Source organism: Glycomyces terrestris, from assembly GCF_003933745.1.
GTDB lineage: Bacteria > Actinomycetota > Actinomycetes > Mycobacteriales > Micromonosporaceae > Glycomyces > Glycomyces terrestris.
Window position 1 is genome coordinate 287,084 of record NZ_RSEB01000001.1, and the last position, 15,872, is coordinate 302,955.

Below are 15,872 nucleotides of genomic sequence, written 5' to 3' on the forward strand. Positions count from 1 at the left end.
ACGGCGAACGCCGCCCGGCCGAGGGGGTCCACACTGTCGCGCTAGCGGTCCACGACCCGCGCCCCCAGCGGCCACAGCGCGAGCGGGATCATCTTCCAGTTCGCCACCGCCAGCGGGATGCCGATGACGGTGACGGCCTGGAGGAGGCCGGTCACCAGGTGGGCCAGCGCGAGCTCCCAGCCGAACAGGACCAGCCACAGGATGTTGGCGAACAGGGTCAGGCACCCCGACTGCGGGTCGTACACGACGGTGCGACCGAAGGGCCACAGCACGTACCCGGCCAGGCGCATGTTCGCGATGCCGAACGGGATCGTCACGATGAAGATGCAGAACACCAGGCCCGCAACGAAGTAGCCGATCGCGAGCCACAGCCCGGCGAGCACGAACCAGATGATGTTCAGAATCGTCTTCATGCCGAAACCCTAACCGGGCCATGCTCTTCCCGTCGCTACAGCAGGCTGTACAGCTACAGTCCGACCTCGCGGAACAGTTCCCCCACCTCGTTGGGGGTGAGCCGCCGCAGCGTCCCCGGCTTGAGGTTGCGCAGCTGGACCGGGCCGATCTCGGTGCGCACCAGGCGCGAGACGTGGTGCCCGACCTCGTCCATGAGGCGCCTCACAATGTGCTTGCGGCCCTCGTGGATGGTGATCTCGATCAACGACTGGCCGGCGTGCTCGTCGATGATCTTGAGCTTGTCGGCCTTCGCGATGCCGTCCTCGAGCTCGACGCCCTTGAGCAGCCGGTTCCAGGTGGGCTTGTCCATGATCCCGTTGACCTGCGCCCGGTAGACCTTCGGCAGGCCGTGCGACGGGTGCATGATCCGGTTGGCGAGCTCGCCGTCGTTGGTGAGCAGCAGCAGGCCCTCGGAGTCGGTGTCGAGCCGGCCCACGTGGAAGACGCGCTGGTCGATGCCCTTGGCGAACTCGGCGAGCGAGGGGCGGCCCTCGTCGTCGTCCATGGTCGAGACGATCCCGCGCGGCTTGTTGATCGCGTAGTAGACCTTGTCGACGTCGGTGACCACGCGCTTGCCCGAGACGTGGATGACGTCCTTGGCCGGGTCCACGCGCTGGCCGAGCCGGGCGGGCTCGCCGTTGACCTTCACCTTGCCCCGGGAGATCAGGTCCTCCGCGGCGCGGCGGGAGGCGATCCCGGCCTGCGACAGGACTTTCTGCAGTCGTACGCCCTCGGCGTCAGCGTTGTTCATCTTCCTCGATATCCGTCACGTCGTCCGGCAGGAACGGGGCCAGCTCAGGCAGCTGGTCGACCGAGTCCAGCCCGATCTTCTCCAAGAACAGGGTGGTGGTGCGGTAGAGCGTCGCCGTCGAGTCCGGGTCGGTCCCGCACTCCTCGACCAGGCCGCGCGCCAGCAGCGTGCGGATGACGCCGTCGCAGTTGACCCCCCGGATGGCCGAGATGCGGCCGCGGGTGACCGGCTGCCGGTAGGCGACCACGGCAAGCGTCTCCAACGCCGCCTTGGTGAGGCGGGCGGAGGCGCCGTCGGTCACGAACCGCTCCACGTAGCGGGCGTAATCGGCCCGGGTGTAGAAGCGCCAGCCGCCGGCTTGGCGACGCAGATCGAATCCGCGTCCGTCACCAGTGTATTCGGCGCTGAGTCGACCCAGCGTCTCGCGCACCTGTGAGCGCGGTCGCTCCAGCACGGAGGAGAGGAACTCCTCCGAGAGCGGCTCCTCGGCGATCATGAGGATCGCCTCCAGGACCGCGCCCAGGTCGACGTCGTCGGGGACGGGACTGGCGACGACGGCGGCGTCGGGCTCGTCGTCGGCGTCCTCCTCGGGCCCGGCCTGGGCCGGGACGGCGGCCAGCGCGGCCGCGTACTCGTCGCCCTCGCCGGGCGGCTCGTCGGCCGGCGTGTCGGGTCGCGGCGGCGCGGCCTCCTGGCGCGCGCTCGGCATCCGCCAGGACGGCAGGCCGGTCTCCAGATCTTCCGCTCGCTCGGTCATGCGCTCGTCTCCTCCCCCGCTGGTGCGTCCGCGGACGGTGCGTCCTCCGCGGGCGCGCCCGCGTACTCGTCCACCTCGATGTCGGTGGTGCCCATGCCGCCGAGCCAGCGGACGGTGAGCTCGCCGAGGGCCTGCATCTGCTCGAACCCGACCAGGGCCTCGCGGTAGAGCTCCAGGAGCGCGAGGAACCGGGCGACGACTTCGAGGTGGGTCTCGCAGTCGGAGGTCAGGGCCCGGAAGGTCGCGGTCTGGACGCGCTGTAGGCGGCGGGAGAGGATGACGGCGTGCTCGCGCACCGAGACGCGCTGGACGTGGATGTGCCCGGTGCCGACCGTGGGCGGCGGTTTGGGCTTCATGGCCTTGCCGGCGAGGGCGGCGAGGGCGTCGGGGGTGAGGTCGAGGACGAGTTCGGGCAGGAGGCCCTTGTAGCGCTCCTCGAGGCCGACGTTGCGGGGGACGCGGGTGGCGGCGCCCTCGGCGAGCCCGGCGAGGGCGCCGGCGGCCTCCTTGTACGCCTTGTACTGGAGGAGGCGGGCGAAGAGGAGGTCGCGGGCTTCGAGGAGGGCGAGGTCCTCCTCGTCGTCGACGACGGTGCCGGGGAGCAGGCGGGCGGTCTTGAGGTCGAGGAGGGTGGCGGCGACCAGGAGGAACTCGGAGGTCTCCTCGAGGTTCCAGGCCTCGTCGAGGCCGGTGACGTAGGCGATGAACTCGGAGGCGACCTCGTGCAGGGCGATCTCGGTGACGTCGAGCTTGTGCTTGCCGATCAGCTGGAGCAGCAGGTCGAAGGGGCCCTCGAAGTTGTCGAGCCGGACGTGGAAGCCGGTCTCGGCCTCCTCCGGTTCGCCCTCCCGCTGGGTCGGGAGCTGGGGCAGCTGCTGGTCGCTCACGCAGGCAAGCTTAGACGGGCCCCGCGGACGCGACGGGGTGAACTCTGGGTTTCTTGGGGTGGAACGTCTTCGGGGCGCTACTTGTCGGTGGCGGCGATGAGTTCGCGGGCGAGTTGGCGGTAGGCGCGGGCGCCGGAGGAGGCGGGGGCCCAGGTGGTGATGGGCTCGCCGGCGACGGTGGTCTCGGGGAAGCGCACGGTGCGGGTGATGACGGTGCTGAAGACCTTGTCGCCGAAGGCTTCCACGACGCGCTGGAGGACCTGGCGCGAGTGCGTGGTGCGCGAGTCGTACATGGTGGCGAGGATGCCGTCGAGTTCGAGGTCGTAGTTCAGGCGCTCGCGGACCTTGTCGACGGTGTCGAGCAGGAGGGCCACGCCGCGCAGGGAGAAGAACTCGCACTCCAGGGGGACCAGGACCGAGTGCGCGGCGGTGAGGGCGTTGATGGTCAGCAGGCCGAGGGACGGCTGGCAGTCGATGAGGATGTAGTCGAAGTCGGGCATGACCGGGCGCAGCACGCGGGCCAGGGTCTGTTCGCGGGCGACCTCGTTGACCAGCTGGATCTCGGCGGCCGAGAGGTCGATGTTGGCCGGCAGGAGGCGCAGGCCGGCGACGTTGGTCTTGACCATGACGTCGTCGATGTCGACGTCCTCCTGCATGAGCAGGTTGTAGACGGTCAGGTCCAGGGTGTGGGGGTTGGTGCCGAAGCCGACCGACAGCGCGCCCTGCGGGTCGAAGTCGACCAGGAGCACCTTGCGGCCGTACTCGGCAAGGGCCGCACCGAGGTTGATGGTCGTGGTGGTCTTGCCGACCCCGCCCTTCTGGTTGGCCATGGCGATGACGCGGGCCGGGCCGTGGCGCTCCAGCGGCTGCGGCTGGGGGATGTCGCGCTTGCCGGTGTACGTCTCGGGGTCGGGCGAGGACAGGTCGCCGTCGCCGTCAGTGGGAGGCACCTGCGCGGCCCCGCGGAGGGCGGCCCACTTGTCGTTGCTGTCCACACTGCTCATTTCCGCCTCCGGGTGCGAGTCGGCACCGGGTGCCGGGCGTCTCACCATTGCCTGTCATAGCGACTGTACGTCAGTGTATCGAGGCTGTCGACGGCTTGCGAGACTCCGAGGCGCCCGGTGTGGGACCGGCCGCTGGGGCGCGGCGGCGCTCGCGTCCCGCCCGTGTGCACGGCCGGGACGCGAGGGTCCTGTGTGTCCTCAGTTCTCGGCGAGGACCTGCGCGATCGGCATGAGCGGCAGGTGGTGCGTGACGGCGACGGGTTCGTTGACGACCTGTCCGGCGTACGTGTTCAGGCCGCCGGCGAGGGCCGCGTCGGTCCGCAGCGCCTCGGCCCAGCCGTGGTTGGCGAGCTTCATGACGTACGGGAGGGTGGCGTTCGTCAGCGCGTACGTCGAGGTGTTCGGGACGGCGCCGGGCATGTTCGCGACGCAGTAGAAGACCTTGCCGCCGTAGGTGAAGACCGGGTCGTCGTGGGTGGTGGCCTTCGAGTGGGCGAAGCACCCGCCCTGGTCGATGGCGATGTCCACCAGGACCGCGCCGTCCTTCATGTCGGCCAGGACCTCGTCGTCGACCACGGTGGGCGCCTTGGCGCCCGGCACGAGGACGGCGCCGATGACGAGGTCGGCCTCGCGGCAGGCGCGCTTGATCTCGAAGCGGTTGGAGACGATGGTACGCAGCCGCCCCTGGTAGAGGTCGTCGGCGGCGTGGAGCTTGTCGACGTTCAGGTCGAGGAGCTCGACGTCGGCGCGCATGCCGACGGCGATCGCGGCCGCGTTCATGCCCGACACGCCCGCGCCGATGATGACCACGCGCGCCGGCGGGGTCCCGGGGACGCCGCCCATGAGGGTGCCGCGGCCGCCTTCGGGGCGCTGGAGGTGGTAGGCGCCGGCCTGGACGGCCAGGCGCCCGGCGACCTCGCTCATGGGCGCCAGCAGCGGCAGGCGGCCGTCGCGGGTCTGCACGGTCTCGTACGCGATGCCGGTGACGTGGCGCTCCAGGAGCGCGTCGGTGCACTCGGCGCTGGCGGCGAGGTGGAGATAGGTGAAGAGGGTCTGGCCCGGCTGCATGCGGTGGAACTCGTCGTGGACGGGCTCCTTGACCTTGAGGACGAGGTCGCCGGAACTCCAGGTGGCGTCGGCGTCGGGGCAGATGACGGCTCCGGCGGCGCGGTAGTCGTCGTCGGTGATGGCCGAGCCGAGCCCGGCGCCGGTCTCGACGCTGACGTGGTGGCCCGCGGCGACGAGCTCGTGGACGCCGGCGGGCGTGAGGGCGACGCGGTACTCGTTGTTCTTGATCTCGCGGGGGACGGCGACTTTCACTCTGCGGGTTCCTTCCGAAGCGTTGTGCCAGTTCGGGGCCGGTCGGCGTCCCGCACGGGCAGTCTAAGACGCGCGACGGCCTGATCCCGGCATTGTCAGCGGTCCGGACGTCGTCGTCGCCGTGATCGTAAGTCAGGCCCGCCGCGCGGGTGCGCGACGGGCCTCGGTTTCCCGCTAACACGGCAGGTGACGCGGCAGCGTGCGCGGCGGTCAGCGCCGTTCTAGGTGGAGCCGGGCGAGGTTGAGGGCGAGGGCGCAGACGCCGTTGCGGATCTCGCCCGCGGCGACGGCGTCGAGGGCCTTGTCGAGGTCCCACCACACGAGTTCGATGTGGGCCTCCTCGTCGGTGCGCTCGTGCCGGTCGGCCTCGGGCACGGGGGTGAGGCCGGTGGCGAGGAAGTAGTGGATGAGCTCGTTGGAGATGCCGGGGGTGGTGTAGAACTCGCCGAGCTTGACGAGGTCGGCGGCGGCGAGGTCGACCTCCTCGGCGAGCTCGCGGCGGGCGGTCACGGCCGGGTCCTCCCCCGCGACGTCCCGCAGGCCCGCCGGGAACTCCCACATGAGCTCCTTGGGCGGGACGCGGTACTGGCGGATGAGGCCGACGCGGCCGGACTCGTCGAGCGGGACGGTGACGACCGCGCCGCAGTGGTCGAGGAACTCGCGGCGCGCGCTGGTGCCGCCGGGCATCGCGATCGTCTCGGCGGTCAGGTCGTAGCACCAGCCGCGGTGGACGATGTCGCTGTCGAGGACTCGGTATTCATGCACGGGAGCCACCCTAGCCCGGTCAGGTTGCGGTCTCAGGTCTCGCCGGCGGCGGACTTGAGGCGGTCGAGGATGCCGTCGACGACGTCCTGGGAGGGCAGGGGGACGCCCGAGAGCGCCGAGAGGAAGAGGCCGTCGCCGACCAGGCGCACGATCTCGGCGGTGATCGGGTCCTCGATCTGCTCGTGGATGGCCTCGGACCAGCCCTCGAAGATGAACAGGAGGTCGGCCTTGGCGGTCTCGGAGAGCTCGTCCTTGCCGCGCTGGGCGGTGAGGAGGGCCCACAGGCCGGCGGCGGACTCGGCGCTCTCGACCTCGGAGACGCGCAGGAAGGTCTCGACGACGCCCTGCTCGCGGGCGCGGGCGATGTTGGCCTCCTCCTGGACGCGGTGGCGGTGGGCCAGGCCGTCGTACAGGTCGGACTTGGACTTGAAGTGGTAGAGCAGGCCGCCCTTGGAGACGCCGGCCTCGGCGGCGACCTTCTCCAAGGTCACGCCCGAGGAGCCCTCCTCGACGAGGATGCGCTGGAGCGCGTTGAGAATCCGGTCACGCGTGCTCACGTCGTCCTTGGCCATGTGCCCTCCCTCTTGATACTATACCGTCTGGACGGTACAGAGACTGCTCCTGGACCGTCGCTTCGACCACAAGCTTCGCCGAACCGCCCCAGGTGCCGACCTGCGGGCCGCCGCTTCTGCGCCGGCCCATGGCCGCGAGCTTCAGAAGGAGGACACCATGACGACGACGCTGCCGCGCCCCGCCGAGCCGCGCGCCCGCTTCACCGCCAGGCAGGGCTGGGCCCTGGCCGTGCTCGTGCTCCCGGTGCTGCTCATCTCCGTCGACATGACCGTGCTCGGCTTCGCCGTGCCGTTCCTGTCCGAAGACCTCGCGCCCTCGGCCTCGCAGTTGCTGTGGATCGTCGACGTCTACGGCTTCGTCCTGGCCGGGCTCCTGGTCACCATGGGCTCCCTCGGCGACCGCATCGGCCGCCGCAGGCTGCTCGTCATCGGCTCGGCCGCGTTCGCCGCCGCGAGCGTCCTCGCCGCCTACGCGACCACCCCCGAGACGCTCATCGCCGCCCGCGCCCTCCTCGGCCTCGCCGGCGCGACCCTCATGCCGACCACGCTCGCGCTCATGCGGAACCTCTTCCACGACGACCGCCAGCGCCGCTTCGCCATCGCGATCTGGGCCGCGGGCTTCTCCGCCGGCTCGGCCCTCGGGCCGATCCTCGGCGGCTGGCTCCTCGAGCACTTCTGGTGGGGCTCGGTGTTCCTCATGGCCGCGCCCGTCTCGGTCGCCGTCGTCATCGCCGCGCCGTTCCTGCTGCCGGAGTCGAAGAACCCGAACCCGGGCGCGATCGACGTGCGCAGCGTCGGCCTGTCGTTCCTGGCGATGTTCCCGTTCGTATACGGCGTCAAGACGATCGCCGAGCACGGCCTCACCTGGGCCGCGGCCGGCGCGATCGCGGTCGGCGCGGCCGCGGCGGTCCTGTTCGTGCGGCGCCAGCGGCGCCTGGAGCACCCGCTCATCGACGTGGAGCTGTTCCGCATCCGGCGCTTCAGCGCCTCGCTGGCCACGAACTTCACCATCGTGTTCGCGATGATCTCCGCGCTGTTCCTGCTGACGCAGTACCTCCAGCTGGTGCTCGGCTACTCCCCCATGGAGGCGGGGCTGCTGCTCCTGCCGGGCATGGCGGTCTCGGTCGTCACCGGGCTGGTCGCGGTGCGCATGTCCGAGCGCGTCGGCCTGGTCCGCACGATCCTCGGCGGCCTGGTGCTGGTCATCGCCGGGTTCGGCGCGATGGCGCTCATCGGCGTCGACGAGGGCGCGGCGGTCGTCGCGGTCGCGTTCGCGCTCATCGGGGGCGGCTCGGGGCTCGCGCAGACGGTCACCAACGACGCGATCCTCGCCGCGGCCCCGGCCGACCGCGCCGGCGCGGCCTCGGCGATCTCGGAGACGGCCTACGAGCTCGGCGGCGCGATGGGCGTCGCCCTGCTGGGATCCCTCGCCACCGGGATATACCGGAGTGAACTCGGGGACGCCCCGGCCGCGGCCGCCGAGACCCTCGGCGAGGCCGTCCACGCCGCCGCCGCGCTACCGGCCGCGGCCGGCGAGGCGCTGCTGACGGCCGCCCGCACGGCGTTCACGGACGGTCTGCGCACGGTCGCGCTCATCGCCGCGGCCCTGGTGCTCGTCGCCGCCGTCTCGGTCGGCCGAGCCCTGCGAGAGCAGACCCGCGCGTAAGACGCAGGCAGGGCGGGACTCGGTCGAGTCCCGCCCTGTTCGCTTGCGCCGCTTAACCTTCGAGGTCGAGGCGCTCGGCGGCCTGGCGCTTGAGCGCCGCGGCGACGAGGCCCGCGAACAGCGGGTGCGGGCGCGTGGGGCGCGACTTCAGCTCCGGGTGCGCCTGCGTCGCCACGTAGTACGGGTGTTGCTCGCGGTCGAGCTCGATGAACTCGACCAGGCGCCCGTCGGGCGAGAGCCCCGAGATCACGAACCCGGACTTGCCGAGCTGGTCCCGGTAGGCGTTGTTGACCTCGTAGCGGTGGCGGTGGCGCTCGTTGACCTCGGTCGCGCCGTAGACCTCGGCCACGATCGAGCCTTCGGCGAGCTGCGCCGGGTAGGTGCCCAGGCGCATCGTGCCGCCCATGTCGCCGCGCCCGGCCACGATCTCGGTCTGGTCGGCCATGGTCGAGATGACCAGGTGCTCGGCCTCGCGGTCGAACTCCTCGGAGTCGGCGCCCACGAGCCCGGCGATCTCCCGCAGGCCCTCGATCGCCATGCACTGGAGGCCCAGGCACAGGCCCAGGGTCGGCACGTGGCGGGTGCGCGACCAGGTGAGCGCCTGGATCTTGCCGGGCACGCCGCGGTCGCCGAACCCGCCGGGGATGACGACGGCGTCGACGCCGGCGAGGGCCTTCGCGGTCGCCTCGGGGCTGCCGCACTCGTCGGAGATCACCCAGCGGACGTTCACCTTCGCGCGGTGCGCGAACCCGGCCGCGTGCAGGGCCTCGACCACCGACTTGTACGCGTCGGGCAGCTCGACGTACTTGCCGACGATCGCGACCTCGACGGTCGACTCCGGGTTGTGGACCCGGTCGAGCAGGTCGTCCCAGGCGGTCCAGTCGACGTCCTTGAACGGCAGGTCGAGCTTGCGGACCACGTACGCGTCCAGGCCCTCGGAGTGGAGGGTCTTGGGGATCTCGTAGATCGACTTCGAGTCGGGCGCCGAGACGACCGCCGCGTCGTCCACGTCGCAGAACCCGGCGATCTTCGACTTCAGGCCGTCCGGCAGCGGCCGGTCGGAGCGGCACACGATCGCGTCGGGCTGGATGCCGATGCTGCGCAGCTGCGCCACCGAGTGCTGGGTCGGCTTGGTCTTCATCTCCGAGGACGCGGCCAGGTACGGCACGAGCGAGACGTGGAGGAAGAAGCAGTTGTCGCGGCCGATGTCGTGCCGGTACTGGCGGATCGCCTCCAGGAACGGCAGCGACTCGATGTCGCCGACGGTGCCGCCGACCTCGGTGATCACCACGTCGGGGACGCGCCCGGTCTCGGGGTCCGGGTCGGCCATCGCCGCCAGGCGCGACTTGATCTCGTTGGTGATGTGCGGGATGACCTGCACGGTCGCGCCCAGGTAGTCGCCGCGGCGCTCCTTGGCGATGACGTCGGAGTACACCTGGCCGGTGGTGACGTTCGCGTGCTTGGAGAGGTTGCGGTCGAGGAACCGCTCGTAGTTGCCGATGTCGAGGTCGGTCTCGCCGCCGTCGTCGGTGACGAAGACCTCGCCGTGCTCGTACGGGTTCATGGTGCCGGGATCGACGTTCAGATACGGGTCGATCTTCTGCATCACCACGTAGAGGCCGCGGGCCGTCAGCAGGTTGCCGAGACTGGCGGCCGTCATGCCCTTGCCGAGGGCGGAGGTGACCCCACCGGTGACGAAGAGGTGCTTCGTAGTGCGGATCTGACCATTTGCGGCGCTGGCCAAGGCGGACTCCCGTGGTGTTCGTGCCGAACGAGCCGCTGATTAGAGCAGCCGGTGGATCGGTTCATCCACGGGATTCCACACTAACACTTTCGCCGCTGTTTTCCTCATCGACCCACGAGGGTGCGTCGACGATCATGTTCGAGTACTCGCCGTCCTTCACGTGCGCGCGGGCGAGGACGCGGTGGCTCATGATGACCGCCAAGGGGACCATGACCGCCAGGGCCGAGCCGAGGCTCATGACGCCCTTGCCGAGGAGGAGCCCGGCGACGCCGGAGCCGACGACCGCGGCGGAGAAGGCGGCGCGCAGCGGCGGGTACAGGCCCCAGGCGCGGCGCAGGCCGCCGCCGGGGCGCAGGAGCACCAGCCAGCAGTAGGCGCCGGCGGTGACCGCGAGGAGGCTCATGGGCGAGGTGAACACGGCGACGACGTTCGAGCCGACGCCGGAGGCGATGACGCCGTTGGTGTCGCCGAGGACGTCGCCGAGGAACGCGCCGAGCTCGCCGCGCTCGGGCGCGGGCCGCTGGTAGTCGATCCAGGAGAGGCCGAACAGGACCGCGACGCCGGCCAGGCCGGACCACACGAAGCGCTGGAAGGTGATCCAGCCGCCGGTGGCGAGGGCGGCGGCGAGGCAGGTGCCGACGATGAGGGCGACGGCGGCGGGCACGGAGTCGCCGAGGAACCCGGCCGAGACGACGAGGACGCCCAGGCAGCCGGTGCCGGCCATGACGGGGGCCTGGTAGCGGCGGGGCAGTCGCCAGGCCGCGGCGGCGGCCAGGAGCCACAGGGAGGCGATGAACATGCCGGTGGCGACCGGGCCGAGCTCGTTCGAGGCCGAGTCGGCGACGGTGTAGTCGCCGAGGAGGGTCCCGAGCGGGTCCTCGGTGTGGATGACCATGGCGGTCACGGTGACGAGGATGCCGAAGGCCGAGACGGTGACCATGAGGCTGGCGGGGCCGCGGCGGCCGGGGATGAGGATCGCGGCGAACGCGCACACGAGCGCGATGCCCAGGGCCGTGAGCGGGCCGGTGACGGCCGGGTTCGGCGCGGTCCACCACTCGAAGAAGTCGGCGAGGATCGCGGCGGCGGTGAACAGGGCGCACACGAGCGCGGAGACGATGTTCAGGCGCATGAGCCACAGCGGCGGCGGCTTCACGCCGGGCTGGCCGGCGCGCCGCAGCAGGTGCAGCAGGGGCCACGCGACGAACGTCAGGGCCAGGAACAGGACGACCTGGAGCCACTGGGTGGCGGGGGCGGCGTCGGCGGCGGCCATGAGGCGCACGTCGGTGTCGTCGAACACGGCTTGGCGGTCGGCGTAGGAGAGGGTGTCGGCGGCGGCGCCCGCGGCGGTGCCGGAGACGGCCTCGGGGAGCGGGGCGTCCAGGAGGGTGAGGATCGTGGCGGTCAGGTCGGTCAGGCGCAGGTAGCCGGGGCGTTCGGCGGGCAGGTCGAGGAGGGTGTGCCCGTCGTCGCCGCCGAAGTTCGCGACGGTGGCGAGGAGCCGGTCCGGCTCCTCGACCTGGCTGACGCCGGTGACGATGAGCGCGGCGTCGTCGCCGCGGGCCTCGTCGAGGGCCGCGACCGCCGCGTCGAGGGCTTGGAGGTTCGCGCGGCGCAGTTCGGGGTCGGCGGGCAGGACGCCGCCGTCGACCACGGTGAGCGGGCATTCGGCCAGGAGCGCGGCGAGGTCGCGGCCGGTGGGCAGGGCCGGGGCGTACTCGCCGAGGCGGCCGACCGAGTTCGCGGTGGCGTAGGCGCCGCCGGGGCCGACGCCGGTGGCGCAGGAGGTGCCGGCGGCGAGCATCCCGACCTCGGCGCCCTGCTCGAGGTCGCGGTTGAGGGCGACGAGGTCGGTCATGTCGGCGACGGTGGTGCCGGCCTCGTCGGTCTCGATGCGGTCCCCGGAGACGGCGCCGCAGTCGGCGGCCTCCCCGTAGGCGCCGGCCACGGCCGGGGCGCCCGCGGAGAGGGTGAGCCAGCCGTCGAGGGTGCAGGTGAAGTTGCGGCCGGAGTCGGTGTTGAGCTCGGCGAGCGCGCCGTTCTCGGCGAGCGCGTCGAGGTTCGGGGTGGTCTCGGCGTCGATGTCGGTCCAGGAGAGGCCCCCGACGCCGAGGACGATGACCGAGTCGACGGCGTCGGGGATCGCGTCGTCGGGCTCGCCGGGGAGCAGCTGGAGGATCGCCAGGGCCGCGAGGAGCGCCGCGGCGATCCAGACGCCGATCGGCCCCCGGTTCTCGGTCGCGGTGCGGGCGAGGGATTTGCGGGCCTTGCGGGCCAGCCGCCCCGGGTCGAGGTTGCGCGCCACTTATCTTCCGGTCAGTTCGAGGTAGAGCGCGTCGAGGGCGTCCATCATCTGGGCCTCGTCGGGCCAGGTGGCGGCGCGGGCGAGGCTGGCCTCGCGGTAGCGCTCGAGTTCGGCGGGGTCGGCGAGGAGGCCGCGGACGGTCCGGTCGAGGGCGTCGACGTCCCCGACCTCGAAGTAGAGGCCGGCGTCGCCGACGAGTTCGGGGATGCCGCCGGTGCGGGTGGTGACGAGCGGGACGCCGGCCTGGAGGGTCTCCTGCGCGAACAGCTGGCGGGCCTCCCACTGGGAGGTCACGAGGGAGAGGTCGGCGGCGGCGAGGAGGTCGCCGACGTCGGTGCGGTGGCCCAGGAGGCGCACGTCGGCGCCGGTGGCGTCGATGACGGCCTGGAGTCGCTCGCGCTCGGGGCCGTCGCCCGCGATGGCGACGACGGGCGCGGGGTCGAGGGTCCGCCAGCGGGCGGCCGCGGCGATGAGGGTGTCGTAGTCCTTCTGCGGGTGCAGGCGGCCGACGGAGAGGAGGAGCGGGCGGTCGCCGATGCCGAGCTCGTCGCGCACGGCCTGCGGCTCGCCGGTGGCGCGGCGGGGCGGGGCGGCGACGGGGGCGAGGCGGGCGTCCTTGGCGCCCATGGCGATCAGGTGCTCGTGGAGGTCGGAGGAGGCGGCGAGGGCGACGTCGACGCCGCGGGCGAGGCGCTGCTCGACCTGGTCGGAGACGCGGCGCTTGAGCCCGGAGGTGATGAGCTGGTTGTGCCAGGTGGTGACGAGCGCGGCCCCGGAGGGGCGGGCGGCGAGCGCGGTGATCCCGGCGGTGAGGCCGTGGGCGTGGACGAGGTCGACGCCGCGGCCGGTGATGCCGCGCAGGGCGTTGCGGGCGGACCACCAGGCGAGCGGGAGCTCGGGCGAGGGCTTGGCGGTGATGGGCGCGGGCGCGAAGCGGGCGCCGCGGGCGCGGAACGCGAAGCGCTCCTCGGTCTCGGGGGGTCCGACGACCAGGACGGCGTCGCCGCGCGCCACGAGTCCCTCGGCGACCGAGGCGACGTGGGTCCCGATGCCGCCGGTGGAGGGGCCGAGCACCAAGGCGATACGGCGGTGGCTCACTGGTCTGCTCCGCTCTCTGTGTCTTCGTCGGATTGCTGTGCTTCTGACGACCGTATTCTGCCAGCGCGTCGCAGGATCGGGCGCACGACACCGGATCCCCCGATGAGGGCGCCGACGCCGAGGTAGACGACGGCGGTGGCGGCGCCGACGACGACGCCCTGGACGAGCGCCGAGTAGATGGTGTCGGCGTGGCCCCACAGGAGGATGAGCTCGCGCGCGGCCAGGACCGCGGCGACGGCGGCGGTGACGGCGGCGAGGGCGGCGCGCGGGATGCCGCTGAGGCTGGCGGCGCCGGTGTGGCGGGCGATGGCGGCGGTGAGGGCGAGGCCGATGACGGTCATGCCGACGGACCAGGCGATCGCGAGCGCGAGGGTGCGGTCCTCGATGGGCATGGCCTCGGAGAGGACGACGGCGGCGACCGCGCCTGCGGCCCAGCCGATCGAGGTGGCGCCGGCGGCGTACTTGTTGCGGCCGATGGCGTACAGGCCGCGGGAGTAGATCGCGAACATGGAGTAGCCGAAGAGGCCGAAGGCGAGGCCGGTGAGGGTGTCCTGGAACTGGGTCAGGGTCGCGGCGCTGCTGTCGGCGGACACGGAGGCGAGGACGGTCGCGATGGGCTCGGCGAGGCCGGCGAGGGCGGCGACGCCGAGTCCGGAGAGGAGCAGGACGGCGCGGGCGGTCTGGGAGAGGCGCCACTGGTAGCGGTCGTGCTCGCCAAGGGAGAACGCCTCGGCGAGGACGGGGTAGGCGGCGGTCGCGAGGGGGACGGCGAGCACTGCCCAGGGCAGGAGGAAGAACGTCTGCGAGACGGTGAAGATGGCGGCGGGGCCTTCGCCGGCGTCGTTGGCGAGCGCGAGGAGCAGGGCCTGGCACAGCTGCTGCGCGCCGACGGTGATCGCTCCGGCGATGGCGAGGGACTTGAGGCCGGAGGCGACGTGGGTCTCCAGGCGCCAGGTGGGGCGGATGCGCAGCCCGAGGCCGCGCAAAGGCAGGACGAGGGAGCCGGCGAGGACGGCGACGCCGAACGTGGTGCCGAGCGCGAGGAGGACGATGTCGTTCTGGCCGAGGTTCTCGACCTTGTAGTCGCGTCCGGAGCTGATGCCGTAGACGACGTAGACCACGGCCATGACGATGCTCGACAGGAGCGGCGCGAGCGCGGGCCACGCGAACCGGCGGTGGGACTGGAGCACGCCGGTGAGGACGACCGCGATGCCGTAGAAGGGCAGCTGCGGGGCGAAGAGGACGAGCATCTCGGTGGCCGTGTCGATCGCGGCCTGCGAGGTGTTCTCGCCGCTCATGAGCAGTTCGATGATGGGGCGGGCGAACAGGGCCACGAGCGCCCCGGCCGGGACGAGGATCGTCAGGGACCAGGTGAGCAGGGCGGACGCGATGCGGCTGACCTGGGCGGGGTCGTGCCGGGCGAGCGGAGCGGCCAGGAGCGGGATGACGAGCGCCGCGAGCGCGCCGCCCGCGACGAGTTCGAAGATGATGTTCGGGATGCTGTTGGCGGTCTGGTAGGCGGCGCCGAGGCTGCCGACGCCGACCGCCCACGTGAACACCATCGTTCGGCCGAATCCGGCCAGGCGGGAGGCGACGGTGATCGCACCGATGACCGAGGCGGCACGACCGACTTCGCGTCGGGTCTCGGTCAAGACTTCGTCCGACCCAGCTCGTCCAGTCGACGCAGTACGGGCGTCTCGGCGATGACCTTGGTGAAGCTGACCTTCTCCGAGGCGGCGATGAGGGCGGCGACGCCGGCGAGGGCGAGGTGGCGCCCGACCATGCCGGTGCGGGCGATGTAGGCGAGGCCGAGGAGCGCGCCGAGGGCGTTGGCGCCGCCGTCGCCGAGCATGGTCTTGCCGTCGAGGTCGTCGGACATGGCCGCGCCCGCGGCCGCGGAGACGGCGAGCGCGGTGTTGGCGCCGCCGGCGGCGGTGGCGCGGTCGGACTTGGCGCTCACCGGGCGCGAGAGCGGCGCGGCGGCGAGGGTGACGACCTTGAGGGCCCGGCCGGGGCGCAGGTCGAAGAGGTTGACGACGTTGGCGGCGCCGGCGATGACGCCCCCGCCGACGCCGACGTTCCAGACGCGGCGGATCCAGTGGCGGCGCGGGTCGGTGAGCTCGCCGTTCTGGAGGTCGATCAGGGCCGCGGAGGCGAGGCCGGCGCCGGAGATGCCGAGGATCTTGACCAGGCCGGCCGAGACGCGTCCTTTGAGGAGGGCCCCGACGTGGCCTTTGAAGCCTTTGGCCTTCTCGCCCTTGGTGTCGGCCATGTCGTCGTAGAGGCCGACCGCGCCGGCGGTGAGGCCGGTGGCGGCCGCGGCCGCGGCGTACGCCGGGGAGTTGGCCCCCAGGACGGCGCCGGCGGTGGCGCCCGCGGTGACGCCGGGTCCCTCGGCCAGGCTCACGGTGTCGCCCTTGTGGTTGATCCGTTCCAGGTCGGCGGCCCACTTGGAGCGTCGGATGACGCCGATGGCGGCGATGGTGCCGCCCGCCGCGACCCCTCCGAGGAACGCCCTACCGACGGTGCGCGTCAACTGGCTCATGGCCGCGA

14 protein-coding genes are annotated in these 15,872 nt (G+C 72.1%); 1 reads left to right on the forward strand and 13 read right to left on the reverse strand.

Translation table 11 applies throughout. The features are described 5' to 3' along the window. Positions 1 to 41 precede the first annotated feature (41 nt). The 8 genes from EIW28_RS01335 to EIW28_RS01370 all read right to left on the reverse strand — a co-directional run bounded on the left by EIW28_RS01335 (position 42) and on the right by EIW28_RS01370 (position 6,509). Positions 42 to 413 (reverse strand): YccF domain-containing protein, encoded by a 372-nt coding sequence (locus EIW28_RS01335; RefSeq protein WP_125245923.1) that lies wholly within the window; start codon positions 411 to 413, stop codon positions 42 to 44. Positions 414 to 466: 53 nt separating this feature from the next. Continuing rightward, the gene (locus EIW28_RS01340) at positions 467 to 1,204 is read right to left on the reverse strand and encodes a pseudouridine synthase (RefSeq protein WP_125245924.1); all 738 of its coding nucleotides are present in this window, start codon (positions 1,202 to 1,204) and stop codon (positions 467 to 469) included. Further along, the gene (scpB, locus tag EIW28_RS01345) at positions 1,191 to 1,961 is read right to left on the reverse strand and encodes an SMC-Scp complex subunit ScpB (RefSeq protein ID WP_125245925.1); all 771 of its coding nucleotides are present in this window, start codon (positions 1,959 to 1,961) and stop codon (positions 1,191 to 1,193) included. The genes EIW28_RS01340 and scpB overlap by 14 nt, the downstream gene beginning before the upstream one ends. Further along, positions 1,958 to 2,848, reverse strand: coding sequence for a segregation and condensation protein A (locus EIW28_RS01350; protein WP_125245926.1), 891 nt, complete (start codon positions 2,846 to 2,848; stop codon positions 1,958 to 1,960). Before EIW28_RS01350 ends, scpB begins: the two co-directional genes overlap by 4 nt. A 77-nt stretch (positions 2,849 to 2,925) precedes the next feature. Further along, on the reverse strand, positions 2,926 to 3,852 hold the full coding sequence (locus EIW28_RS01355; protein WP_125245927.1) for a ParA family protein: 927 nt from the start codon (positions 3,850 to 3,852) through the stop codon (positions 2,926 to 2,928). Between the two features lie 198 nt (positions 3,853 to 4,050). Continuing rightward, on the reverse strand, positions 4,051 to 5,172 hold the full coding sequence (gene ald / locus EIW28_RS01360; RefSeq protein ID WP_125245928.1) for an alanine dehydrogenase: 1,122 nt from the start codon (positions 5,170 to 5,172) through the stop codon (positions 4,051 to 4,053). Positions 5,173 to 5,382: 210 nt separating this feature from the next. Next, complete coding sequence (locus EIW28_RS01365; RefSeq protein ID WP_232013760.1) at positions 5,383 to 5,937, reverse strand: NUDIX domain-containing protein; 555 nt, start codon at positions 5,935 to 5,937, stop codon at positions 5,383 to 5,385. Between the two features lie 32 nt (positions 5,938 to 5,969). Further along, positions 5,970 to 6,509 carry a TetR/AcrR family transcriptional regulator gene (locus EIW28_RS01370; protein WP_125245929.1) on the reverse strand — a complete coding sequence of 180 codons (540 nt, stop codon included), beginning with the start codon at positions 6,507 to 6,509 and terminating at the stop codon, positions 5,970 to 5,972. Positions 6,510 to 6,666: 157 nt separating this feature from the next. Here EIW28_RS01370 and EIW28_RS01375 point away from each other — a divergent pair, with 157 nt between their 5' ends. Then, complete coding sequence (locus EIW28_RS01375) at positions 6,667 to 8,175, forward strand: MFS transporter (protein WP_125245930.1); 1,509 nt, start codon at positions 6,667 to 6,669, stop codon at positions 8,173 to 8,175. Between the two features lie 52 nt (positions 8,176 to 8,227). Here EIW28_RS01375 and EIW28_RS01380 read toward each other — a convergent pair whose 3' ends face one another. From EIW28_RS01380 to EIW28_RS01400, 5 genes are all read right to left on the reverse strand, one after another. Beyond that, complete coding sequence (locus EIW28_RS01380) at positions 8,228 to 9,835, reverse strand: CTP synthase (protein ID WP_232013810.1); 1,608 nt, start codon at positions 9,833 to 9,835, stop codon at positions 8,228 to 8,230. A 145-nt stretch (positions 9,836 to 9,980) separates the two neighbouring features. After that, the gene (locus EIW28_RS01385; protein WP_125245932.1) at positions 9,981 to 12,221 is read right to left on the reverse strand and encodes an alkaline phosphatase family protein; all 2,241 of its coding nucleotides are present in this window, start codon (positions 12,219 to 12,221) and stop codon (positions 9,981 to 9,983) included. Continuing rightward, positions 12,222 to 13,319, reverse strand: a complete 1,098-nt coding sequence (locus tag EIW28_RS01390) for a glycosyltransferase family 4 protein (RefSeq protein WP_125245933.1) — start codon at positions 13,317 to 13,319, stop codon at positions 12,222 to 12,224. It abuts the gene before it with no gap. Next, positions 13,316 to 14,971 carry a murein biosynthesis integral membrane protein MurJ gene (gene murJ, locus EIW28_RS01395; RefSeq protein ID WP_125245934.1) on the reverse strand — a complete coding sequence of 552 codons (1,656 nt, stop codon included), beginning with the start codon at positions 14,969 to 14,971 and terminating at the stop codon, positions 13,316 to 13,318. The genes EIW28_RS01390 and murJ overlap by 4 nt, the downstream gene beginning before the upstream one ends. Beyond that, positions 14,968 to 15,864: a hypothetical protein gene (locus tag EIW28_RS01400; protein ID WP_125245935.1), complete on the reverse strand. Its 897-nt coding sequence runs from the start codon at positions 15,862 to 15,864 to the stop codon at positions 14,968 to 14,970. The genes murJ and EIW28_RS01400 overlap by 4 nt, the downstream gene beginning before the upstream one ends. Positions 15,865 to 15,872 lie beyond the last annotated feature (8 nt).

Coding starts and splice junctions, on each gene's coding strand:
- EIW28_RS01380 (WP_232013810.1), bottom strand. CDS start 9,835: ATGACGGCCGCCAGTCTCGGCAACCTGCTGACGGCCCGCGGCCTCTAC.
- EIW28_RS01375 (WP_125245930.1), top strand. CDS start 6,667: ATGACGACGACGCTGCCGCGCCCCGCCGAGCCGCGCGCCCGCTTCACC.
- EIW28_RS01340 (WP_125245924.1), bottom strand. CDS start 1,204: ATGAACAACGCTGACGCCGAGGGCGTACGACTGCAGAAAGTCCTGTCG.
- EIW28_RS01355 (WP_125245927.1), bottom strand. CDS start 3,852: ATGAGCAGTGTGGACAGCAACGACAAGTGGGCCGCCCTCCGCGGGGCC.
- EIW28_RS01400 (WP_125245935.1), bottom strand. CDS start 15,864: ATGAGCCAGTTGACGCGCACCGTCGGTAGGGCGTTCCTCGGAGGGGTC.
- scpB (WP_125245925.1), bottom strand. CDS start 1,961: ATGACCGAGCGAGCGGAAGATCTGGAGACCGGCCTGCCGTCCTGGCGG.
- EIW28_RS01370 (WP_125245929.1), bottom strand. CDS start 6,509: ATGGCCAAGGACGACGTGAGCACGCGTGACCGGATTCTCAACGCGCTC.
- EIW28_RS01335 (WP_125245923.1), bottom strand. CDS start 413: ATGAAGACGATTCTGAACATCATCTGGTTCGTGCTCGCCGGGCTGTGG.